At 64.9% G+C, this 21,844-nt stretch carries 18 protein-coding genes, 2 pseudogenes and 1 riboswitch; of the genes and pseudogenes, 9 read left to right on the top strand and 11 right to left on the bottom strand.

Annotated features, from left to right (window positions below):
• Positions 1-58 precede the first annotated feature (58 nt).
• The 3 genes from PQR02_RS10375 to PQR02_RS10365 all read right to left on the bottom strand — a co-directional run bounded on the left by PQR02_RS10375 (position 59) and on the right by PQR02_RS10365 (position 3,748).
• Complete coding sequence (locus PQR02_RS10375; protein ID WP_408229331.1) at positions 59-1,135, bottom strand: PhoH family protein; 1,077 nt, start codon at positions 1,133-1,135, stop codon at positions 59-61.
• 46 nt (positions 1,136-1,181) lie between these two features.
• A complete protein-coding gene (miaB, locus tag PQR02_RS10370; RefSeq protein WP_408229328.1) occupies positions 1,182-2,582 on the bottom strand; it encodes a tRNA (N6-isopentenyl adenosine(37)-C2)-methylthiotransferase MiaB in 1,401 nt (466 codons plus the stop codon).
• A gap of 191 nt (positions 2,583-2,773) precedes the next feature.
• The gene (locus tag PQR02_RS10365; RefSeq protein WP_408229325.1) at positions 2,774-3,748 is read right to left on the bottom strand and encodes a LysR family transcriptional regulator; all 975 of its coding nucleotides are present in this window, start codon (positions 3,746-3,748) and stop codon (positions 2,774-2,776) included.
• Between the two features lie 124 nt (positions 3,749-3,872).
• Here PQR02_RS10365 and PQR02_RS10360 point away from each other — a divergent pair, with 124 nt between their 5' ends.
• The 4 genes from PQR02_RS10360 to ribB all read left to right on the top strand — a co-directional run bounded on the left by PQR02_RS10360 (position 3,873) and on the right by ribB (position 7,676).
• Positions 3,873-4,271, top strand: coding sequence for a VOC family protein (locus tag PQR02_RS10360; RefSeq protein WP_408229322.1), 399 nt, complete (start codon positions 3,873-3,875; stop codon positions 4,269-4,271).
• A gap of 16 nt (positions 4,272-4,287) precedes the next feature.
• The gene (locus PQR02_RS10355) at positions 4,288-5,472 is read left to right on the top strand and encodes an MFS transporter (protein ID WP_408229319.1); all 1,185 of its coding nucleotides are present in this window, start codon (positions 4,288-4,290) and stop codon (positions 5,470-5,472) included.
• Between the two features lie 311 nt (positions 5,473-5,783).
• Positions 5,784-6,482 (top strand): helix-turn-helix domain-containing protein, encoded by a 699-nt coding sequence (locus PQR02_RS10350; protein ID WP_408229316.1) that lies wholly within the window; start codon positions 5,784-5,786, stop codon positions 6,480-6,482.
• A 145-nt stretch (positions 6,483-6,627) separates the two neighbouring features.
• Positions 6,628-6,810, top strand: a riboswitch (FMN riboswitch).
• 146 nt (positions 6,811-6,956) lie between these two features.
• Complete coding sequence (gene ribB, locus PQR02_RS10345) at positions 6,957-7,676, top strand: 3,4-dihydroxy-2-butanone-4-phosphate synthase (protein ID WP_408229313.1); 720 nt, start codon at positions 6,957-6,959, stop codon at positions 7,674-7,676.
• 151 nt (positions 7,677-7,827) lie between these two features.
• Here the strand turns inward: ribB and PQR02_RS10340 are convergent, their stop codons facing one another.
• The 3 genes from PQR02_RS10340 to glpD all read right to left on the bottom strand — a co-directional run bounded on the left by PQR02_RS10340 (position 7,828) and on the right by glpD (position 11,966).
• Positions 7,828-8,514: an HAD family hydrolase gene (locus tag PQR02_RS10340; protein WP_408229310.1), complete on the bottom strand. Its 687-nt coding sequence runs from the start codon at positions 8,512-8,514 to the stop codon at positions 7,828-7,830.
• Between the two features lie 216 nt (positions 8,515-8,730).
• On the bottom strand, positions 8,731-10,233 hold the full coding sequence (gene glpK, locus PQR02_RS10335; RefSeq protein WP_408229307.1) for a glycerol kinase GlpK: 1,503 nt from the start codon (positions 10,231-10,233) through the stop codon (positions 8,731-8,733).
• 203 nt (positions 10,234-10,436) lie between these two features.
• Entirely contained in the window at positions 10,437-11,966 is a 1,530-nt protein-coding gene (gene glpD, locus PQR02_RS10330) for a glycerol-3-phosphate dehydrogenase (protein ID WP_408229304.1), read from the bottom strand.
• Positions 11,967-12,179: 213 nt separating this feature from the next.
• Here glpD and PQR02_RS10325 point away from each other — a divergent pair, with 213 nt between their 5' ends.
• Entirely contained in the window at positions 12,180-12,554 is a 375-nt protein-coding gene (locus tag PQR02_RS10325; protein ID WP_408229301.1) for a hypothetical protein, read from the top strand.
• A gap of 87 nt (positions 12,555-12,641) precedes the next feature.
• On the opposite strand, the gene PQR02_RS10320 is transcribed toward PQR02_RS10325, so the two are convergent.
• The 3 genes from PQR02_RS10320 to PQR02_RS10310 form a co-directional block, all read right to left on the bottom strand.
• Positions 12,642-13,310 (bottom strand): TetR/AcrR family transcriptional regulator, encoded by a 669-nt coding sequence (locus PQR02_RS10320; protein ID WP_408229298.1) that lies wholly within the window; start codon positions 13,308-13,310, stop codon positions 12,642-12,644.
• A gap of 203 nt (positions 13,311-13,513) precedes the next feature.
• On the bottom strand, positions 13,514-13,711 hold the full coding sequence (locus PQR02_RS10315) for a hypothetical protein (RefSeq protein WP_408229295.1): 198 nt from the start codon (positions 13,709-13,711) through the stop codon (positions 13,514-13,516).
• 307 nt (positions 13,712-14,018) lie between these two features.
• A complete protein-coding gene (locus PQR02_RS10310; RefSeq protein ID WP_408229292.1) occupies positions 14,019-14,798 on the bottom strand; it encodes a DeoR/GlpR family DNA-binding transcription regulator in 780 nt (259 codons plus the stop codon).
• Between the two features lie 185 nt (positions 14,799-14,983).
• Between PQR02_RS10310 and PQR02_RS10305 the strand changes: the two are divergent.
• The 4 genes and pseudogenes from PQR02_RS10305 to PQR02_RS10290 all read left to right on the top strand — a co-directional run.
• Positions 14,984-16,511 (top strand): annotated as a pseudogene (locus tag PQR02_RS10305) (gamma-glutamyltransferase family protein); the annotation flags it as partial.
• 118 nt (positions 16,512-16,629) lie between these two features.
• A pseudogene (locus PQR02_RS10300) lies at positions 16,630-17,484 on the top strand (MFS transporter); the annotation flags it as partial.
• Positions 17,485-17,804: 320 nt separating this feature from the next.
• Positions 17,805-18,632 carry a ferritin-like domain-containing protein gene (locus PQR02_RS10295; protein ID WP_408229289.1) on the top strand — a complete coding sequence of 276 codons (828 nt, stop codon included), beginning with the start codon at positions 17,805-17,807 and terminating at the stop codon, positions 18,630-18,632.
• Positions 18,633-18,771: 139 nt separating this feature from the next.
• On the top strand, positions 18,772-19,308 hold the full coding sequence (locus PQR02_RS10290) for a hypothetical protein (protein ID WP_408229286.1): 537 nt from the start codon (positions 18,772-18,774) through the stop codon (positions 19,306-19,308).
• 45 nt (positions 19,309-19,353) lie between these two features.
• On the opposite strand, the gene PQR02_RS10285 is transcribed toward PQR02_RS10290, so the two are convergent.
• Positions 19,354-20,898, bottom strand: coding sequence for a DEAD/DEAH box helicase (locus PQR02_RS10285; protein WP_408229283.1), 1,545 nt, complete (start codon positions 20,896-20,898; stop codon positions 19,354-19,356).
• A gap of 211 nt (positions 20,899-21,109) precedes the next feature.
• On the bottom strand, positions 21,110-21,730 hold the full coding sequence (gene trhA, locus PQR02_RS10280) for a PAQR family membrane homeostasis protein TrhA (RefSeq protein WP_408229280.1): 621 nt from the start codon (positions 21,728-21,730) through the stop codon (positions 21,110-21,112).
• Positions 21,731-21,844 lie beyond the last annotated feature (114 nt).

Below are 21,844 nucleotides of genomic sequence, written 5' to 3'. Positions count from 1 at the left end.
GTGTTGCATCCGCCGCGTGGATGGCGGCCGCAGGTTCAGTGGACGCGAATCAGCGCGATCAGCGCGAATCCGCCGGACTGGCGGTTTTCTGCGAATGCGCATCGTACGCCTCCACAATTCGCGCGACCAGCGGATGGCGCACCACGTCCGCGCTGGTGAAGCGCGTGAGTGCGATGCCGCGCACGTCCGACAGCACCTGTTGCGCTTCGATCAGGCCGCTCTTGTGGCCGCGCGGCAGATCGACCTGGGTCGTGTCGCCGGTGACGACCGCCTTCGAGCCGAAGCCGATCCGCGTGAGGAACATCTTCATCTGCTCGGGCGTGGTGTTCTGCGCCTCGTCGAGGATGATGAACGCGTGGTTCAGCGTGCGCCCGCGCATGTACGCGAGCGGCGCGATTTCGATCATCTGCCGTTCGAACATTTTGGCGGTCTTGTCGAAGCCGAGCAGGTCGTACAGCGCGTCGTAAAGCGGCCGCAGATACGGATCGACCTTCTGCGCAAGATCGCCCGGCAGGAAGCCGAGACGCTCGCCCGCTTCGACCGCGGGCCGCGTCAGCACGATGCGCTTGACCTGGTCGCGCTCCAGCGCATCCACCGCGCAGGCCACCGCGAGATAGGTCTTGCCGGTGCCGGCCGGACCGACGCCGAAGGTCACGTCGTGCGAGACGATCTGCTTCAGATACTCGCGCTGCGCCGGTGTGCGGCCGCGCAGATCGGCGCGCCGCGTATAGAGCTTCGGGCCGAGTTCCGCGAGCTCGTCATCGTTGGCGTCGGCGGCGTCGGCGGGCTCGTCGAACGGATGATCCGGATTGCCGTGGAAACGCGGCTCGCCGGCTTCGTCGCCATTGCCGTTCGGCCGATGGCGCGCCGGATGCCGCACTTCGACGAGTGCGAGCTGGATGTCGTCGACCGAAAGCGGCTCGAGCGCGTTGTTGTAGAAGTTCTCGAGCGCGGTGAGCGCGAGTTTCGCGCCGCGCCCGCGGATCGTGATGCGGTGAGCGCGGCGCTGCAAGGTCACGTCGAGCGCCTGCTCGATCTGCCGCAGATTTTCGTCGAGCGGTCCGCAGAGGTTGGCGAGCCGCGTGTTGTCGTCGCGCGGTGCGGTGAATTCCAGATGCTGCTGAGTGGTCTTCAAGGCGGTGGGTCGATCCTGTCGGTTTCGATGCGCGGGGGCGCGCGGCTTAGTGGATGGCGGTGGCTGCCCCGAGGGCGCCTGCTTCGGGGCGCGAGTCGTCGTGCACCAGCACGAGCTCGCCACGCAGCGAATGCGGGTACGCGAGGACGATCTTCACGTCGACCATCTGGCCGATCAGCCGCGCGTGCGACGCGATGGGCGCCGGGAAATTCACCACGCGGTTATTCTCGGTGCGGCCCGCGAGTTCGTTCGGGTCCTTGCGCGCCGGGCGCTCGACCAGAATGCGCTCGATCTTGCCGACCATCGAATCGCTGATGCGCTGCACGTTTTCCTCGATGGTCGCCTGCAGGTGCTGCAGACGCTTGAGCTTCACTTCGCGCGGCGTGTCGTCGTGCAGATTCGCGGCCGGCGTGCCGGGACGCGGGCTGTAGATGAACGAGAAGCTGGTGTCGTACTTCATCTCGTGCACGAGCGCCATCATCTTGTCGAAGTCTTCTTCGGTCTCGCCGGGGAAGCCGACGATCATGTCGGTGGACAGCGACAGGTCAGGGCGGATCGCACGCAGCTTGCGGATCACGGACTTGTATTCGAGCACCGTGTAGCCGCGCTTCATCGCCATCAGGATGCGGTCGGAGCCGTGCTGCACCGGCAGATGCAGGTGGCTGACGAGCTTCGGCACCTTCGCGTAGGTGTCGATCAGGCGCTGCGTGAATTCCTTCGGATGCGAGGTGGTGTAGCGAATCCGTTCGATGCCCGGAATGTCGGCGACGTATTCGATCAGCGTCGCGAAGTCGGCGATCTCGGACGAGCCGAGCGTCAGGCCGCCGCGATACGCGTTCACGTTCTGGCCGAGCAGCGTGACTTCACGCACGCCCTGGTCGGCGAGGCCGGCGATTTCGGTCAGCACGTCGTCGAGCGGCCGCGACACTTCCTCGCCGCGCGTGTACGGCACGACGCAGTAGCTGCAGTACTTGCTGCAGCCTTCCATGATGGACACGAACGCGCTCGGGCCGTCGACGCGCGCCGGCGGCAGATGATCGAACTTTTCGATTTCGGGGAACGAGATGTCGACTTGCGCGCGGCCGCTTGCGCGGCGCTTGTCGATCATCTGCGGCAGACGGTGCAGCGTTTGCGGACCGAACACCAGATCGACGTACGGCGCGCGCGCCACGATCGACGCGCCTTCCTGGCTCGCCACGCAGCCGCCCACGCCGATGATCAGGTTCGGGTTCGCTTCCTTCAGCTCGCGCACGCGGCCGAGGTCGGAGAAGACTTTTTCCTGCGCTTTTTCTCGCACCGAGCAGGTATTGAACAGAATCACGTCGGCATCTTCCGGCGTGTCGGTCTTGACGAGCCCTTCAGCCGCGCCGAGTACGTCGACCATCTTGTCGGAGTCGTACTCGTTCATCTGGCAGCCAAAGGTCTTTACATAAACTTTCTTGGTCATCGAATTTCGCCGGTCGCAGTGGTTAATCTGGGGGCGTCGTTTAAAAAGTGAAGGGGGCGGGACGTGCGGGCGGCGCTGGAGAAGGCCGGAGGGCGGCGCTTGGGCCGCTTCGAGCCTGGTTGACGCTGATTGGCGTCCCGCCTGGTCGATCCGCGATGCACGTCTGCTGCGTAGCGCAACATTATAGCCCTTCACGGATTGCGGGTTTCGACGCCCGCACCGGCGGGCGGCCGCTCCGGCGGCAAGCTCAGCAGGCCTTCCAGTTCGCCCGACACCTGCGCGAAGCGCTCGCTCAGGAAATCCAGCAGCACCCGCACGCGCGGCGCCATGAAGCGGTTGCGGTGATAGAGCGCGTGCAACGGCGCATCCGGGTATCGCCACTGCGGCAGCAGGATCTTCAGACCGTCGGCGCGCAGATCCGCTTCGACATCCCACATCGACTTGATCACGATCCCGTAGCCGCGCAGCGCCCATTCGCGGGCGACCGCGCCGTCGTTGGTTTCGCGGGCGGAGTCGAGCGGCACGGTGTAGTTCTGCACTTCGTCGCCGCGCGTGAAGCGCCACTCGTTCGCCGGCCCGGACGCGGTGCCCACCACGATGCAATCGAAATTGGCCAGATCCTGCGGGTCCTTCGGCTCGCCCTTGCGCGCGATGTAGTCCGGCGACGCGCACAGCACGCGCCGGTTCGGTGCCAGTTTGCGGGCGACCAGCGAGCTGTCCGCCGGCACGCCGAAACGGATCGCGAGGTCGATGTCCTCCTGCACGAGATTCGACAGCGAATCCGATAGCGTCAGCGCGAACTGCACTTCCGGGTAGAGCGCGTTGAATTCGTCGAGCCAGTGCATCAGCAGATTGCGGCCGAAGTCGGAGGTCGCGGAAATCCGCACCTTGCCGCGCACCACGCCCTGGCCCGCTTGCAGCGCGGCTTCGGCGTCGTCGAGCGATTGCAGTGCCTGGCGGCAGCAATTCAGGTAGAGGCGGCCTTCGTCGGTGAGCCGCAACTGGCGCGTGGTGCGCTCGAACAGGCGCGTTTTCAGCCCGGCTTCGAGCTTGGCGAGGCGCGCGCTCGCGGCGGCCGGCGTCAGCCCCATCTTGCGGCCCGCCGCCGACAGGCTGCCTTGCTGCGCCGCTTCGACGAACAGGCGGATGTCACCGAGGTTATCCATCGTCGGCCTTCAAATTAGATTTGAAAATGATTCAAATGCTACGCCAATTCTCAAATCAAAGCTTTGCCCCGACAATCCACTCCTCGAAAACCCTCATGCCGCGTGCAAGTGCCGGCAGCAAGCCATGCAACTCGATCACGCGACGATCGTCACCGGCGATCTCGACACCGCCCGACGTTTCTTCGTCGACATCGCCGGACTCACTGAAGGCGCGCGCCCGCCGTTTTCGGTCGACGGCTACTGGCTCTATCTGAACGGCCGGCCGGCGCTTCATCTGATCGCCGCGACGGCGCCCGCCACCTCCGGCCGGGCGGCGCCGCGCATCGACCGTCTCGCTTTCCGGATGGAGAGCGCGGCCGAATGGCAGGTGCTGCTGGGCCGCCTCGATGCGGCCGGCGTCGGCTATCAAAGCGCGCAAGTCCCGCAAATGGGCGTGCATCCCGCCGAACGACAACTGTTCGTCGCGCTCGCGCCGGGCGTGGTCATCGAATTCGTGACGGCTTCGCCTCACGCTCAACCTTGAAATCTGGAGAAGAGCAATGCCCCTGCCATTACTTGCGCTAGCGATCAGCGCATTCGCGATCGGCACGACCGAATTCGTCATCATGGGCTTGCTGCCCGAGGTCGCGCACGATCTGGCCGTGTCGATCCCATCGGCGGGTTTGCTGGTGAGCGGCTACGCGCTCGGCGTCGCCGTCGGCGCGCCGCTGCTCGCCGTGATCACCAGCAAGATGCCGCGCAAGCTCGCGCTGCAGTTGCTGATGGGCGTGTTCATCGTCGGCAATACGCTGTGCGCGATTGCGCCGGGCTATTCCGTGCTGATGGTCGCGCGAGTGGTGACCTCGTTCGCACACGGTTCGTTCTTCGGCATCGGCGCGGTGGTGGCGGCCTCGCTCGTGCCGGCCGAGAAGCGCGCCAGCGCGATCGCGTTGATGTTCACCGGCTTGACGCTCGCGAACGTGCTCGGCGTGCCGTTCGGCACCTTCATCGGCCAGGAGTTCGGCTGGCGCGCGGCGTTCTGGATCGTCAGCGGGTTCGGCGTGCTGTCGCTCGCGGGCGTCACGGCGCTGCTGCCGAATCGCCACGATGCCGCCCCGGTCGGACTCGGTCATGAAGTGCGCGTCCTCAAGGACCCGCAGGTCTGGACCGCGCTCATGATGACCGTGCTCGGCTTTGGCGGCGTGTTCGTCGTGTTCACCTACATCGCGCCGATTCTCGAGCAGGTGAGCGGCTTCTCGCCGCGTGGCGTGACGCTGATTCTGGTGCTGTTCGGCGTGGGGTTGACGATCGGCAACACGGTGGGCGGCAAGCTCGCGGACCGCGCACTGATGCCTTCGCTGATGGGCATTCTGGCCGCGCTCGCGGTGGTGATGGCGCTCTTTGCGCACACCAGCCATTCGCCGGTGGCCGCGGCGATCACGATTTTCGTGTGGGGCATTGCCGCGTTCGCCACCGTGCCGCCGTTGCAGATGCGTGTGGTCGAGAAGGCGGCCGCGGCGCCGAATCTGGCGTCGACGCTGAACATCGGCGCGTTCAATGTGGGTAATGCGGGTGGCGCGTGGCTCGGCGGACTGGTGATCAATCACGGCCATGCGCTCGATACCTTGCCATGGGTCGCGGCGGCGGTCAGCGTGGCGGCGTTGCTGCTAACGTGGTTCGCGGCGCGCGCGGATGCGCCGGTATCGGCGATGGCGCGGCGGGTGGGCGCGCAGGAGCGGGTGTGAACTGCGAGCGCGGCAGGGTGAGCGCTCGCCGCAAGCAGAGCGCGATTTTGAGCGTGCATGGTTGTTGGCCAGCCTTGCGCCGCGAATCGCCACGCCAACGCCCAAAGCAAAAGTGCGTGACAGAGTGTGCGATCCCGCGAATCGGCGAGTCCCGCTCGCCCATATGAAAAATGCGCACAAGCTTTGCGAGAACCATCCTCCGCCATGCTGATAACAGTGTGAAGATAACTTCGTTGGGCGTGGCGGGACGCGATGCTATCTTGCTTCCACCAACTGCTTGCGCGCCGCCCGGCGGCGCTTTGGAGGCAATCATGCATTCCCCGCTCGCGCTGGTTCGCGATCCCTCGGCCGATAGCGATGCGTCGCGGCGTGCCGCCGAACCCTTCGATGCACTGGAACAGCTGGTCGGCGTGAACCTCGCCCGCTTGCGCGCCGAACGGCAACTGTCGCTCGACGCCCTGGCGCGAGCGTCCGGCGTGTCGCGGGCGATGCTGGCGCAGATCGAGTCGGCGCGCAGCGTGCCGTCCATCAAGGTGCTGTGCAAGGTGGCGGCGGCGTTGAAGGTGTCGGTGGCGGCTTTTCTGCGGCGTCACGCGACCAATGGTTTCGAACATTTGCCGGCCGAGCGCTCGGCGCGCGTCGTCAGCGCGAACGGGCGCTATTCGGCCCGGCCGTTGTATCCGGAGTCCGAGCCGACTGCCGCCGAGTTCCACGAGCTGCGCATCGCGCCGTTGCATACCGAAGCCGGCACCCGGCGCGCGCCCGGCACGACGGTGAACCTGGTGGTCAGCGAAGGCACGCTGGAAGTCAGTGTGCACGATCAGCGCCAGTTGCTCGCGACCGGCGACGCGATCGTGTTCGACGCCGATCAGCCGCACAGTCTGCGCAACCCGGGCGACACCGAAGCGCGCGCGTTTCGCGTGACGCTGAAGGCGGAGACGCCGCCGCGCTGGGACGTGCCGGCGCACAGCGAGGCGCGGCATGAGCTGGGACGCGAAAGTGGCACATGAAGCGGCGCGCGCGGCCACGCCGGTCTGATTGCATTTCGCCCCATGCGGGCGCTCGCCGTTCAGCGCCTCCATGGGCTCAGTACGGTTGCGCTGCAGGTCTCGTGCGACTGTTGTATGCTTCGCCAGCCGGTTTATCCGGCAATCAGTGCGTCTTCAGGGCGGGGTGCAATTCCCCACCGGCGGTATGCCGGCAGCGCGACAGCGTGAGCCGGTGAGCCCGCGAGCGCCCGCGTCGTACGGTTTTGGGAGTATCGGGAACCACGCGGGGTCAGCAGATCTGGTGCGAAGCCAGAGCCGACGGTCACAGTCCGGATGGAAGAAGATGTGCAGATAGTCATGTGCGTTTCCGTAACGCCGCTCGTGGTCGAGGCGGTGTGCGAGCGTCGCCGTGTGCGGCGCTCGGCGGCGCGTCGTTGTCTGTTTGCAATGCCCTGAAACGTTTTTCGCCCAACTTTTGCGATGAGCGTTTCAACTATGTCCTTTGCTACTTTTCCCGCTCCGTCGACGTTTGCACCGGATGCATTCGCCGATCTCCCGCTGCTCGACACCGAAGCCGTTCCGCCGCGCATCGCCGCCGCGTTGCAAGCGATGCGCGACGGCCGCGCCGTGGTTCTGCAAGACGACCATGACCGCGAGAACGAAGCCGACCTGATCGTGTCGGCCGAGCGTCTTTCCGTCGAAACCATGGCGCTGCTGATCCGCGAATGCAGCGGCATCGTTTGCCTGTGCCTGCCCGACGACAGGGTCCGCGCGCTCGAACTGCCGCCGATGGCCGTCAACAACGAAAGCCGTCACGGCACTGCGTTCACGGTGTCGATCGAAGCACGCGACGGGGTGACGACGGGAGTGTCCGCGCTCGATCGCGTGACGACCATTCGCGCGGCGATTGCCGATAACGCAAAGCCTGCCGACATCGTGCGCCCTGGCCACGTGTTCCCATTGCGCGCGATGCCCGGCGGCGTGCTGGCGCGCCGCGGCCATACCGAGGGTACCGTCGATCTGGCGATCCTCGCCGGGCTGAAGCCGGCTGGCGTGCTGTGCGAGCTGATGAACGCGGACGGCACCATGACGCGTGGCGCGGACGTCGAACGTTTCGCCGCGCAACACAATCTGCCGATGCTGACGATCGCCGAACTGGTGGAGTTTCGCGCGTCGCTCGCGCAGGCGCGCGAGTGTGTCGCCGACGAAGCCTGATGCAAGTCGCGCGTTTCTCGTTGCCCGGTGTGGACGACGACGCGACGCACGCTGCCAGAATGGAAAAGGCCGGTTCATGGTGAACCGGCTTTTTTCGTTGCCGCCCCGCAGGCCTGCGGGACAGGCAAGAAGCAACGCGTGCTGCGGCTCGCTACGACTGCACATCCCCAAACTCGCCGAGCACGCCGGCTTCGACCAGCGCGGGCAATTCATCCATGTGCATCATGATGCGCGTCATGCCCATCTTGCGAAGCGCGTCCGCATAGCCATCCGGAATATGGCTCGCGCCGACGAAGGCGATCGTCTTCATTCCCGCCGCGCGCGCCGCGTTCAGGCCCGCGACGCTGTCTTCGACCACGAGGCAGCGCGACGGCTCCACGCCCAGCGTTTGCGCGGCGAATAGATACACGTCGGGATAAGGCTTCGGCCGTGCCACCTGTTCGGCGCTGAAAATCCGCTCGCCGAAAATCTGCTGCAAACCCGCGCGCCGCACCGATGCGTTCACACGCGACATGCGGCTGTTCGACACGACCGCGACCGGCAGCGTCACGCGTTGCAGCGCGTCGCGCACACCGTTGATCGGGCTGAGCGATGTCGCGAGCGCCAGCTCGACGTTGTGTTCGATGGTGTCGAGGAAGTCGCCGGGCAACGTGATGTCGAAGGACGTCTCGATGCCTGCGAGAAAGCGCGAGGTCTGCTGACCGAAGGCGGTTTTGACGACGGGGTCGAAGTCGAGGCCGGGAAAAGTCGTAGTGAGCGTTTCGAGCATCACGCGATCAGCGATGACTTCGCTGTCGACGAGAACGCCGTCGCAGTCACAGATGAGGTGGTCGATCATGCCAGGAAACGGAAAGCGGAACGCGTGCGAGCAAAGACGGTTGCAAGCTCGCGCGCCGCAATGGAAAACGTCATGATACGTGCTTTGATGCCGCCGGATTCTGGATCGGCGCGCGCGTCAGGTAGGGCTGCTGGCGCCGCGCCGCCGGGCGCGCGGGCGCACGATGGCTGAAGCAGGTCGCCGGTCAGAGCGGCGTCAACGACCGCGGCGATTCGTTCAGCCAGGCATATCCGCCCACGCTTTCGCCGCGCGGATCGCCCGCTGCCAGCCGTCGAGGCATGCCTTGACCTCGGCGTGCGGTAGCGCGGGCGAGAAGCGCCGCTCCAGCTTCCACTGGTTTTGCAGCTCGTCGATATCTTGCCAGTAGCCGACCGCCAGACCGGCCAGGTAAGCCGCGCCCAGTGCGGTTGTTTCCGCCACCTGCGGCCGCACCGCGTCGACGCCGAGAATGTCCGCCTGGAATTGCATCAGCAGATTGTTCGCGCAGGCGCCGCCGTCCACGCGTAATTCGCCGATGCGAATGCCGGAGTCGGCTTCCATCGCCTTCAGCACGTCGAGCGATTGATAGGCGATCGAGTCGAGCGCGGCACGAGCGATATGCGCGGAACTCGTGCCGCGCGTGACACCGAACAGCGTGCCGCGCGCGCGTGCGTTCCAATGCGGCGCGCCGAGGCCGGCGAACGCGGGCACCAGATACACGCCGTCGCAATGGGGCACGCCGCGCGCGAGCGTTTCGATCTCGCCGGCATTCCTGATGATGCCGAGGCCGTCGCGCAGCCATTGCACCACCGCGCCGCCGATGAAGATGCTGCCTTCGAGCGCGTAGTCGATCCTGTCGCCGATCTGCCACGCAATCGTGGTGACGAGGTTGTTCTTCGATTCGATCGGCTTGTCGCCGGTGTTCATCACGAGGAAGCAGCCGGTGCCGTAGGTGTTCTTCACCATGCCCGACTGCGTGCACATCTGGCCGAACAGCGCGGCGTGCTGATCGCCGGCGATGCCCGCGAGCGGAATCTTCGACGCGAACACCGTGGTCTTGGTCGGCCCGTATATCTCCGACGACGGCCGCACTTCCGGCAGCATACTGCGCGGAATCTCGAGCGCGTCGAGCAGTTCGTCGTCCCACTTCAGCGTGTGGATGTTGAACAGCATCGTGCGCGATGCGTTGGTCACATCGGTGACGTGCAGGCCACCCTTGGTGAAGTTCCACACGAGCCAGCTGTCGACCGTGCCGAACGCGAGGCGGCCTTGTTGCGCTTTCTCGCGCGCGCCTTCGACGTTGTGGAGAATCCAGCGGATCTTGGTCGCCGAGAAATACGAGTCGATCGGCAGACCGGTTTTCGCGCGGACCCTCTCTTCGAGGCCTTGCGCCTTGAGTTCGTCGCAGAAGTCGGCGGTGCGGCGGTCCTGCCAGACGATCGCGTTATAGACCGGGTGGCCGGTTTCGCGATCCCATACGATCGTGGTTTCACGCTGATTGGTGATGCCGATCGCGGCGATCGAGGTGCCGTTCATGCCGGCGCGCGTCACGGCCTCCGCGGCGACGCCGGCCTGGGTCGACCAGATTTCCTGCGGGTCGTGCTCGACCCAGCCCGGATGCGGATAGATCTGCTGGAATTCTTTCTGGGCGATCGACACGATACCGCCGCGCCGGTCGAACAGCATCGCACGCGAGCTGGTGGTGCCTTGGTCAAGCGCGAGGATGTACTGATCCTGCATTGTCTCTTCTCCATGCGTTTGCGAATCCCCGGACCGCTGACCGGCTATGGGAACGCCCTGTTGTTTTCAGCGGGCGGGCAACCGGATGTGATTGTGCAGCCCGGCGTGGTTCAGACGGAAGGGGGGATTGGGTCGGCGTCCAGCACGCAGCGCACGCCGCGTTGCGCTGCTTTATGATTCCCAACCCTGCGCCTCCAAGCAGTCTAGGCACTCTGCCGCGCCGGTTCACGCGCGAACCAGGCGTCGATCTCACGCGTGACCGAATCGAGCGTGCCCGGTTCGACGTGCAGACCGAGTTTCGAGCGGCGCCACAGCACGTCCTGAGCACTGCACGCCCATTCGGTGTCGCGCAGGTGAGTCAGTTCGGCTTCGTGTAGACCCGGCGCGAACGCGCGGCCGAGGTCGGCCACCGAACGCGCATCGCCGATGACCCGCGTGACGCGCGTGCCATAGGCGCGCGCGAGGCGGCGCGCGAGATCGGCCGGCAGCCACGCATGCCTTTGCATGAAGCCGCTCAGAAAGCGCTCGAAGTCGGCGTGCGCCATATCGCCGCCGGGCAACGGCACAGCGACGGTCCACGCGGGCGCGCCGTTGTGCAACGCCTGCGCGAGCGTGTCGACGGCTTGCTCCGCGAGCTTGCGGAAGGTCGTGATCTTGCCGCCGAATACCGACAGCAGCGGCGCTTCGCCCGCGGGTGCGTCGAGTTCGAGCGAGTAGTCGCGCGTGACCGCCGACGGATTGTCCGCGCCTTCTTCTTCGAGCAGCGGACGCACGCCGGAGTAGGTCCAGCGCACGTCGGCCGGCGAGATCTTCTGCTTGAAGTAGCGGTTGATCGAGTCGCACAGGTACTGCGTTTCACTGGCGTCGATCGCCACTTGCGAAGGGTCGCCGCGATATTCGAGGTCGGTGGTGCCGATCAGCGTGTAATCGTGTTCGTACGGAATCGCGAAGATGATCCGCTTGTCCGGGTTCTGGAAGATGTACGCGTGGTCGTGTTCGAACAGGCGCCGGGTGACGATGTGACTGCCTTTCACGAGGCGCACACTTCTGGTCGCCTGACGGCCGAGCGCTCCTTGCAACAGTTGGCCGACCCACGGGCCCGCCGCGTTCGCCATCGAAGCGGCACGCACGTCGAAGGCCGTGCCGTCCGCGCGCTGCAGTTGCGCGCGCCATTCGCCGCCGGCGCGCACCGCGCTGACCAGTTTCGTGCGCGTGAGAATCGTCGCGCCGCGCTCCTGCGCATCGAGCGCGTTCAGCACAACCAGACGCGCGTCGTCGACCCAGCCGTCCGAATATACGAAACCGCGCTTGATCGAATCGACCAGCGGCGCGCCCGCCGGATGGTGGCGCATCGTGATGCCGCGTGAACCCGGCAGCAGTTCGCGTCTGGCGAGATGATCGTACAGGAACAGGCCCGCGCGGATCAACCAGGCCGGCCGCAGATCAGGCATGTGCGGCATCACGAAGCGCAGCGGCCACATGATGTGCGGCGCCGCGCGCAGCAGCGTTTCGCGCTCCTGCAGTGCTTTGCGCACCAGTCCGAACTCGCGGTATTCGAGGTAGCGCAGACCGCCGTGAATCAGCTTGGTGCTGGCCGACGACGTGTGCGAGGCCAGATCGTCCTGTTCGCACAGCAGCACCGACAGGCCGCGGCCGGCCGCATCGCGTGCGATGCCTGCCCCGTTGATCCCGCCGCCTACGACGAGCACATCGTATTTCGAGCCTTGCGTCACCTGCTGGTCCTTTGGGTTGCGCGTTGAGGTTGCGCGTGACAAGCCGAATGGAAAATCTGTCGACCAAAGCGTGTTCGTTTTCGAACTTTAATGAACATATTCGAAAAAGTAAAGTTCGCTTTATGTGAACGGCACTTGTCCACTCGGCTAGGGGAGTGGCGCAACGCGCGGCCACGGACGATACTCTCGGCACGGCCATATCGAGGGGGAACAATGCGTGGACTTTTGATGATCGGCGCCACCGCGCTACTTGCGGGATGCGTCAGTTCGCCGAGCCTGGACGGAACGTTTGGCGCGCCGTCGTTCGAGGCGCTCCAGCAGATGTGCACGGCCCAAACCGTCGACTACGGGCAGGACGCGCAAGGTGTCTACGCGGCGATGTTCGATGCTTACGTGGCGACCCGGCGCGGCAGGGTGTCGAAGGACGAGTTCTGCGCGTTCCAGGCGTCGATTGCCCAGCGCCATGCGAGCGAGGGCGTGAGCACCGACCCGCAGGTGCGCAACCGGTGGGTCGAGTTTTTCACCGAACAGCGGGCGAAGGCATTGAGCTGGCGCGCGGCGGTCGATCCGACCTTGCGCAGCGGTTGAGCGGGGCGTTCGAGTTTCGTTTTGACGAGCGGCGGGCGTTGACTGCTGGGCTTTGCGCGAACTGCATCGCGCGTTCGGTGGGCGGGGTCAGCCGCGTTGCGGCTGCGCACCGCGCCACAGCATGCGGCGGATCTGCGCGAACACCGCTTCGCGCGTCGGCGCGGGATGGGCGATTGTGATGCTGCCTGCTTCGTTTGCTTGAGCCGCGTTCGCGGCGGCTTGTTGCGCCTCGGGCAGCGGCAACTGGTTGGCGAGCGCCAGCATCGTGAAGCCGTGCAGACTCACCCAATACGCGTAGGCGATCAACTGCGGGTCACCTTCCAGCACGCCAGCCGCGACGAGCCCTTCGAAGTGCGCGCCGAGCAGGCGCCACGCGCGTTGCGACGCGGCGGCGAGTTCCGGGTAAGCGCCTTGCTGCGGCGTTTGATCGAACATCAAACGGTAGGCGTGCGGTTCGTCGAGTGCGAACGCGACGTAGGCTTCGCTCACCGGTGACTGATCGGTCGCGGGGGCGTTTGTCGCGGCGGCTTCGAGGCGGGCCGTGAAGCGGTTGAACGCGGCGGCGCGGACCATGGCGAGAATCTCGTCCTTGTCGCGAAAGTAGCGGTACGGCGTCATCGCGCTGCAACCGAGTTCCTTCGCAAGTTCGCGCATCGTCACGCCTTGGGCGCCGCGCGTGGCGAACGCATTCTCGGCGACGCGGCGCATAGCCTCGCGAAATTGCTGGATGTCGTCGGCGGAAAGGGTTTTGGGCATGCGCGAAGGGTTGAAAGTCCGTCGCGTTAATTTACTGTGTAAATGACCCGTGCACAACAAATTGGCCGCCGGGGCGGCGGCCTTGTCGTGCGAAGAAAATCAGTGCGGTTTGAAGAGGCCGAGAATGCGCGGGAACCCGACGCACCCTGCCGTCACTGCCAGGCCGGCCGCGTGCTGCAACAGCAGCGACGAGCCCTATGACACTAGGAAAGACGCTTGATGGCCCGCAACGCTTCGTCGCCGGTTTCCGTCACGCGCCATTGTTCATTGCCCGACGCGAGTCGTTCGAGTTGCACCAGCTGACGTTCCAGCAGTGCGTCGAGTTCTTCTCGGCCCATGTCGACCTGATTGGGGGCGTCCTTGACGAGTAGCAGCGTGGCGAATTCATGCGGACTCAGCATCTTTCTCTCCATGTCAAGCAAACGCGGACGGCCTTGCCGGCAACTGGCGGGTGCCAGTGAAGTCCGCGGGAAGATCAGGCGGGAAGTACGGCTCACACGACAGATACACTCAACCGGCGCTACGCAGAATGCGGAACGGACGCCGGGAACTGGAGTGTAGTCAACCGTGTGTCAAACGCCAAACATGCCCCGGTTAATATTCCGTTTGACAATCCGGTGCCTCGGAGGCGGTCTGGAGTCGCAGCCAGATCCTTGATTTCACTCGAAGTTTTGCGTGCGCTGCAGCATGGCTGCAAAGGCGCGCGACCTATCCGGCGACGTACACCTGGCAGTTGGCGGCGGCGAGCGTTTCGACCATCTCGGCGGGCGGGGCGGCGTCGGTGAAGAGCGCATCGATCTGATCCAGATGACCTTGGCGAACCAGCGCCGGGCGGCCGAATTTCGAACTGTCGGCGGCGAGGAACACCGTGCGCGCGTGCTCGATGATCGCCTCGGCCACGCGTACTTCGCGGGTGTCGAAATCGCGCAGCGTGCCGTCCGGTTCTATGCTCGACGTGCCGATGATCGCGAAGTCCACCTTGAACTGGCGGATGAAGTCAATCGCCAGTTCGCCGACGATCCCTTTGTCCCACGGCCGCACGATGCCGCCTGTCACCAGCACCTCGCAATCCGGATAGCCGCTCATCATGCTGGCGACGTTCAGATTGTTGGTGATGACGCGCAGCCCACGATGCCGGTTGAGCGCGCGGGCGACTTCCTCGGTGGTCGTGCCGAGGTTGATGAACAGCGAGGCCTGATCGGGAATGTGAGTGGCCACTAGCGTCGCAATGCGCCGCTTCTCGTCATGGAACATCCGCTGACGCGCGGTGTACGAGACGTTCTCGGAACTGGTCGGCAGACTGGCGCCGCCGTGATAGCGGCGCAGCAGGTTCATGTCGGCGAGCCAGTTGACGTCGCGGCGGATCGTCTGCGGCGTCACGTCGAAGTGGGACGCGAGGTCGTCCACGGTCACGAAGCCGTCGCGTTGCACCCACTCCAGCAATTCCTGTTGCCGGGCGTTGAGAGTCAGGCGGGGGTCTCGGGTCATGGGTGTCGGGTGGTGGACTGAAGGTCGGCTCGGCCTGCCGCCGGCGCGCTGCGCACGGCGGGAAAGCGGGGCAGGCAGGAACGGGTTGCGGGTATTGTAAGACCATCGGACCCCGTGTCAGCCAACGCGTGCAACCCGCATAAACCGGGCGACGCTCATCCGAGCCTTCATTCAGGCGACCAACCATGCTGTGGAAAGGCGGCAATGCCGTCGATGCGGCGATCGCGGCGGCCGCCGCCATCACCGTCGTCGAACCGGTGTCGTGTGGCCTTGGCGGCGACGCGTTCGCGCTGGTGTGGGACGGCAAGAAGCTGCATGGCCTGAACGCGTCGGGCGTGTCGCCGGCCGCGTGGAACGTCGATTACTTCAAGCGCAAGTACGGCGAGGAGAATGGCCTCGCGAAGCAGCCCAAGCGCGGTTGGGATGCGGTGACGGTGCCCGGCGTGATCGCGGGCTGGGAAGCGCTGCATCAAAAGTTCGGCACGCTGCCGTTCGCCGACCTGATGGAGCCGGCAATCGAGATCGCCGAGCGCGGTCACGCGGTGGCGAGCATCGTCGCCTACAAGTGGACCGCGGCCGTGCCGGAGTTGAAGGATCTGCCGGGCTTCGCGCAAACTTTCATGCCGCGCGGCCGCGCGCCGGAAGTGAGCGAACTGGTGCGCTTCCCCGGCCACGCGAAGACGCTGCGCAAGCTGGCGGAGCAAGGCCCGCGCGCGTACTACGAAGGCGAAATCGCCGAGCAGATCGCGGCATTCGCCCGTGAAGGCGGCGCCGCGCTCACGCTCGAGGATCTGCGCAACTACCGCGCCGACTGGGTCGAGCCGATCGGCAAGGATTATCGCGGCTACACCGTGCATGAGATTCCGCCGAACGGCCAGGGCATCGCGGCGCTGATCGCGCTGGGCATCCTCGAAAAATTCGATGTGAAGGAACTGGCGGTCGACAACGTCGAATCGCAGCATTTGCAGATCGAAGCGATGAAGCTGGCGTTCGCCGATGTCTACCGCTACGTCGCCGATCCGCGCTCGATGGAAGTCACGCCCGAGCAGATGCTCGACGACGCGTACCTCACGTCGCGCGCGAAGCTGATCGACCACAAGCGCGCCACGCAGTTCGACTTCGGCATGCCGAAGGCGGGCGGCACCATCTATGTCGGTGGCCGACGAGCGCGGCATGATGGTGAGCTTCATCCAGTCGAACTACATGGGCTTCGGCTCGGGCATCGTGGTGCCGGACAGCGGCATCGCGATGCAGAACCGCGGCTGCGGCTTCTCGATGGACCCGAAGTCGCCGAACGTGGTGGAAGGCGGCAAGCGGCCGTTCCATACCATCATCCCGTCGTTCCTCACGCAGCAGGTGAACGGCCAGCATGAAGCGGTGATGAGCTTCGGCGTGATGGGCGGCGACATGCAGCCGCAAGGGCACCTGCAATCCATCGTGCGAATGCTCGACTACGGCCAGCAGCCGCAGGCCGCATGCGACGCGCCGCGCTGGAAGGTCAATCGCGACTTCACGATCGACATCGAATCGACGCTCGATCCGAAGACCGCCGAGGCGTTGCAGAAGCTGGGCCACACGATCAAGTCGGTCGACGATCCGTACATGGACTTCGGCTCCGGCCAGTACATCTGGAAGCTCGACCGCAACGATCCGGAGCGCGGCTATGTGGCGGCTAGCGACAGCCGCCGCGACGGGCTGGCCGCGGGGTTCTGAACCCGCAAATGCGCGGCGTGGCGCTGTTTGTGCGCGTGCCTTGAGACGCCACTGCTCGCGGCGTGCGGGCGGCGCCGCGTTGAGCTTATGGATTTATCGACGCAGCGGGCACGGCGCCGCGCATCGCGCCTTGGCGGCGATCACGGCCGCGGCCTTCGGCTCCCTGCTGACTGCGTGGATGCCGCCTGAGCATCTGAATAGCTGGGGCTGGCGCTTGCCGTTCGTATTCGGCTTGCTGGTCGGGCCGGTGGGCTTCTACATCCGTTCGCATCTCGACGAGACGCCGGAGTTCCTCGCCTTGCGCAAAGCGCGCGAGGCGGCCGGCGAGAGCAAGGCCGCAAGCGAAGAGCAGGGCACATCGTTTTCCAGCCAGTGGGTCAACCTGCTGCTCGCGATCGGCATCGTCGCGCAGTCGACGGTCGGCGTGTATGTGCTGCAACTCTATATGCCGATGTACGCGGTCAAGCAGTTGCACATGCCCGCGGCCGCATGGTTCGGCGTGGTGGTGCTCAACGGCGGGCTGCAATTCCTCCTCTCGCCGGTGATGGGTGCATCGTCCGACCGTATCGGCCGGATCCGCATCATGCTGACTACGTCGATCCTGATGGGCTTGCTGATCTATCCGATGTTTGCATGGCTACAGTCGCATCCGACGATCGGCTGGCTGCTGGTGCTGCAAGGCACGGCCGGTATCTTCAAGGCCGCTTACTCCAGGCCGATGCCTGCGCTGATGTCGGAGATCTTTCCGACGCACGTGCGCTCGACGGGTCTTTCGATCGGCTACAGCATCGGCGTGACGATTTTCGGCGGGTTTGCGCCGACCATCGTCGAGACGTTCATTCATCTGACCGGCGACAAGCTTGCGCCAAGTTACTACGTGTTGCTTGCCGCTTTGCTGTCGGGCGTGTCGCTGATCATCGTCGCGTGGCGCATGCGTCGCGCGGGTTTCATGCGCAGCATTCAGCCCGCCTGAGCGCATGCCGGTGCGGCGTTCACGGACGCCGCGCCGGCCTCGTCAGACGCGACTCGCGGGGCTTCGTGTCCAGCTTGAAGCCAGCTCTTTGAGCTGGCTTTTTTACGCCCGAATATTTCGACTTATTTCGAATTGGAACTGCGGCTGCCCGGCATGGTCTGTGCTGTGGTTATCTGCAGAGTTGGCAAACACCGGCTAAGATGCAGATAGCAGGGGTCAACTCTAATTCAAGCGCTGTATCCGGCACGGCGAACCGCACGGCGGTTGCGAACGGGTCGAGCATGCTTCACGAGTCGATACAGCATTCGGAGCAAGACACGATGCACACCGAGCTGAACCATGTCATGCCCTGGCGGATCGAGGACATCGACCTCACCCGCATTGATCGGCAAAAGGCCGTCGCGAATGAAGATCTACTGCTGCTCCTGTGCGCGGCTTCGTTCATTGAAAGCGGCACCGATCTCTACACGAGCAATCTGAGCACCTTCTTCAACGGCGATCCCGAAGTTTCGGCCTGGCTCAACAACGAGTGGGAGCCGGAGGAAATGCAGCATGGCCGCGCGCTCAAGACGTATGTGGCCTACGTGTGGCCCGAATTCGACTGGGATACCGCGTTCCGCAATTTCATGGACGAATATTCGCTGACCTGCTCGGTCGAAGATTTCGAAAAGACCCGCGCGCTCGAAATGGTCGCGCGCTGTGTGGTGGAAACGGGCACGGCGACGTTGTATCGCGCGATCGGCGAATGTTCGGATGAACCGGTGCTCAAGCAGATTACCGACAACATCCGCACCGACGAAGTCCGTCACTACAAGCACTTTTTCAAGTTCTTCAAGAAGTACAACAGGATTGAAGGCAACGGCCGTCTCGCCGTGCTCGGTGCGTTGATGCGCCGCGTGATGGAGATCAAGAACGAGGACTCGGAGATCGCGCTGCGCCACGTGTTCGCGATTCGCTATCCGGAGCGCGTGCATGATTCGGCGTATAACCGCGACCGCGCCGCCAGGATCAATACGCTGGTGCGGCGCAATCTTTCCGCCGACATGTGCGTGAAGATGCTGCTCAAGCCGCTCAATCTGCCTGCGAAAATTCAGCCGGGCGTGCACTATCCGCTCGCGAAGATCACGCAGCATGTGTTCTTTCGCTGAGTCGCGCAGAGAGGACACAACGCGCCATCACGCGGCGACCAGGCGACCCGACGACACCACGATGAATGGCCCGCCAATGCGGGCCATTCTTTTTTCGAGGCATGATTGAGCCCTGCCCACCTTCAACCGGATCGACAGCATGAGCGATTCCTCCGCACCCGGACCCACACCCGCATCTCCGCTCGAACAAAGCGTGTTCGATGAATGGCCCGACGCCGTGCGCGCGTTGTTCGACGGTTCCTCGCTGGCGAGCAAGACGGGGTTCGCCGCGTCGCTGCTGAGCGTCGATACGAACGGCCATGTGCGCACATCGCTACTGAGCGTCGGCGAGTTGTATGCGCCCGACTCGCGCACGCTGTGTTTGGCGTTGTGGCCGCAAGCGAGGGCGGCGCGCGCGATTGCGCAAAGCGGGCGCGCCGCGCTCAGCTTTGTCTGCGACGCAGCGTTCTATCAGGTGCAGTTGCTCGTCACGCCGCTAGCCGGCGTGACTGGCGACGATAGCGGGCTCGTCTATCTGATTGGCTCGATTGATACAGCCGACGCGCAGAGCGTGCGTTATGCGCGCCTGACAAGCGGTATTACGTTCGAACTGGAAGCGGAGGGAAGTGCGGTGCTCGACCGGTGGGAACGGCAGATCGAGCACCTGAAGCAAGCCGCCGCCACGGCCGGCCGTTAGCCCCTCGACGAGAGGCCACGGCTGGCAGGCCAACAGCCTCGAAGCTTAACGGCCGCGCTGGCCGCTGCGCGTCGGCATGCCGCCACGCGGCGCGTCGTTGCGCGGCTTCGCGCCGCCCAGCAACGCACCCGGATTGCCGCCTTGCGGCTTGTTGGCCTGTGGCTTGCGCGGCGCGTGCTGTGCGGCGCTGCTTTCATGCGCGACAGCGCGCGGCCGGTCGTCGTGACGCTGGCCGTCACGGCGCGGCTGGCCGCCGTTGCCGGCCGGCTTCGCGCCTTGCGGCTTCGGCTGCTGCTGACCGTTCGCCGGACGTTGGCCCGAGCGTTGCGCCGGCTTCGCCGACGCGGTGCCGTCACGCTTGGGCGCGCCTTGGCCTTGACGCGGCGAACGTCCGCCGCCGCCACCGCCCTGGCCACGGCGCAGGATCGGCTCCGGCTTCGCGGTCGGGTCCGGCTCGAAACCGGCGATCACTTCCTGCGGCACCGCACGCTTGATCAGCTTCTCGATGTCCTTCAGCAGTTGCAGCTCGTCGACGCACACCAGCGATATCGCTTCGCCCGTCGCACCGGCGCGGCCCGTGCGGCCGATGCGGTGCACGTAGTCTTCCGGCACGTTCGGCAGGTCGTAGTTGACCACGTGCGGCAGCTGATCGATGTCGATGCCGCGTGCGGCGATGTCGGTCGCGACCAGCACCTGCAGCGTGCCGTCCTTGAACTCCGCGAGCGCGCGCGTGCGAGCCGACTGGCTCTTGTTGCCGTGAATCGCGAGCGCGCTGATGCCGTCCTTGCTCAACTGCTCGGCAAGGCGGTTGGCGCCGTGCTTGGTGCGCGTGAACACCAGCACCTGAAACCAGTTGTGCTGCTTGATCAGATGCGTGAGCAGTTCGCGCTTCTTGTCACGGTCCACCGGGTGAATCTTTTGCGCGACCGTTTCCGCCGTCGTATTGCGGCGAGCCACTTCGATCAGTGCCGGCGAGTCGAGCAGGTTGTCGGCGAGGGTCTTGATCTCATCGGAGAAGGTGGCCGAGAACAGCAGATTCTGGCGCTTGGGCGGCAGCTTCGCGAGCACGCGCTTGATGTCGTGAATGAAGCCCATGTCGAGCATGCGGTCGGCTTCGTCGAGTACGAGAATCTCGAGATGCGACAGGTCGATGGTCTTCTGCTGCATGTGGTCGAGCAGGCGGCCCGGCGTCGCGACGACGATGTCCACGCCGCTACGCAACGCGCCGATCTGCGGATTGATGCCGACGCCGCCGAACATCACGGTCGACTTCAGCTTCAGATACTTGCCATAGGCGCGCACGCTTTCTTCGACCTGTGCGGCCAGCTCGCGCGTGGGCGTGAGGATCAGCGCGCGCACGGCGCGCTTGCCCGAGCCCGCGGCGACCGCGGGCATCGAATTGAGACGCTGCAGGATGGGCAGCGTGAAGCCGGCGGTCTTGCCGGTGCCGGTCTGCGCGCCGGCCAGCAGATCGCCGCCGTTGAGCACGGCGGGGATGGCTTGCGTCTGGATCGGTGTCGGGGTGGTGTAGCCGAGTTCGTGTACAGCGCGGACCAACGGTTCGGACAAGCCGAGGGAATCAAAAGACATAAAAACTCTTTGCAATGCAGTTTCGCGAACGGCGCATATGGGCCCAGGCGGGCATCAACGCGGCATGAACACGCCCGCATGGCGCGTTCGAGGCCAAAGCCCAGTTCCGGTCGCAGAGAAATCGGCGGCACGCTCAAACACGTGCCGAATGCTTCAACGCGCTATGCAGACACGTTGACTGGCCTTAAGTTGCATTTCGTCGCCGTGGATGTCACGCGACATAGCGCGCAACACTGACGAATTGACACAGACTGCCCGCCAGTACGAACAGGTGCCAGATACCATGTCCATGCCGGATGCGCTCGTCGTTGATGAAGAAGTAGATGCCGGCGCTGTAAATGATCCCGCCGGCCACGAGCCATGCGGTACCCGCTGCCGGCAATGCTTGCACCAGCGGGCGGACGGCCACGAGCGCGAGCCATCCCATCAATACATACAGCACCATCGAAACGCTTCGGGTGCGTCGTCCGAGCGTCAGTTCCTGCACGATGCCGAGAACGGCGAGCCCCCAGCTCACGCCGAATAACGACCAGCCCCACGGCCCGCGCAACGTGACAAGTGTGAACGGAGTGTAGCTGCCGGCGATCAGCAGGTAGATCGCCGAATGGTCGCACTTCTGCAGAACCGCTTTCACGCGCGGGTTGCGCACGCTGTGGTAGAGCGTCGAGATAGCATACAGCACGAACAGCATCGCACCGTACACGCTGAAGCTGACCACCTTGTACGCGTCGCCGTCGAGCGCGCCCATCGTGACGAGCGCCGCCAGCCCCACCACCGACAGCACGGCGCCGACGAGATGGGTAATGCTGTTCAAACGCTCACCGACATGCACGACTCTTTCCTCCTGCCCGGTTTCATAATGGCCACTACAAGCACAAACCTGCCCACATGATACCGGTCCTGAAAAAACGAAGGGCGCGGCCGCGAATCTCGCAGGCCGCGCCCG

Source organism: Paraburkholderia sediminicola (assembly GCF_046026895.1).
Classification (GTDB): Bacteria; Pseudomonadota; Gammaproteobacteria; order Burkholderiales; family Burkholderiaceae; genus Paraburkholderia; species Paraburkholderia sediminicola_C.
Note: the sequence above shows the minus strand (reverse complement) of the source record. Positions and strands in the feature narration are given on the sequence as shown.

Excerpts from the sequence above, each read along its gene's own strand:
- miaB (WP_408229328.1), bottom strand. The coding sequence starts at position 2,582 with ATGACCAAGAAAGTTTATGTAAAGACCTTTGGCTGCCAGATGAACGAG.
- PQR02_RS10365 (WP_408229325.1), bottom strand. The coding sequence starts at position 3,748 with ATGGATAACCTCGGTGACATCCGCCTGTTCGTCGAAGCGGCGCAGCAA.
- PQR02_RS10360 (WP_408229322.1), top strand. The coding sequence starts at position 3,873 with ATGCAACTCGATCACGCGACGATCGTCACCGGCGATCTCGACACCGCC.
- PQR02_RS10355 (WP_408229319.1), top strand. The coding sequence starts at position 4,288 with ATGCCCCTGCCATTACTTGCGCTAGCGATCAGCGCATTCGCGATCGGC.
- PQR02_RS10350 (WP_408229316.1), top strand. The coding sequence starts at position 5,784 with ATGCATTCCCCGCTCGCGCTGGTTCGCGATCCCTCGGCCGATAGCGAT.
- ribB (WP_408229313.1), top strand. The coding sequence starts at position 6,957 with ATGTCCTTTGCTACTTTTCCCGCTCCGTCGACGTTTGCACCGGATGCA.
- PQR02_RS10340 (WP_408229310.1), bottom strand. The coding sequence starts at position 8,514 with ATGATCGACCACCTCATCTGTGACTGCGACGGCGTTCTCGTCGACAGC.
- glpK (WP_408229307.1), bottom strand. The coding sequence starts at position 10,233 with ATGCAGGATCAGTACATCCTCGCGCTTGACCAAGGCACCACCAGCTCG.
- PQR02_RS10325 (WP_408229301.1), top strand. The coding sequence starts at position 12,180 with ATGCGTGGACTTTTGATGATCGGCGCCACCGCGCTACTTGCGGGATGC.
- PQR02_RS10320 (WP_408229298.1), bottom strand. The coding sequence starts at position 13,310 with ATGCCCAAAACCCTTTCCGCCGACGACATCCAGCAATTTCGCGAGGCT.
- PQR02_RS10315 (WP_408229295.1), bottom strand. The coding sequence starts at position 13,711 with ATGCTGAGTCCGCATGAATTCGCCACGCTGCTACTCGTCAAGGACGCC.
- PQR02_RS10310 (WP_408229292.1), bottom strand. The coding sequence starts at position 14,798 with ATGACCCGAGACCCCCGCCTGACTCTCAACGCCCGGCAACAGGAATTG.
- PQR02_RS10295 (WP_408229289.1), top strand. The coding sequence starts at position 17,805 with ATGCACACCGAGCTGAACCATGTCATGCCCTGGCGGATCGAGGACATC.
- PQR02_RS10290 (WP_408229286.1), top strand. The coding sequence starts at position 18,772 with ATGAGCGATTCCTCCGCACCCGGACCCACACCCGCATCTCCGCTCGAA.
- PQR02_RS10285 (WP_408229283.1), bottom strand. The coding sequence starts at position 20,898 with ATGTCTTTTGATTCCCTCGGCTTGTCCGAACCGTTGGTCCGCGCTGTA.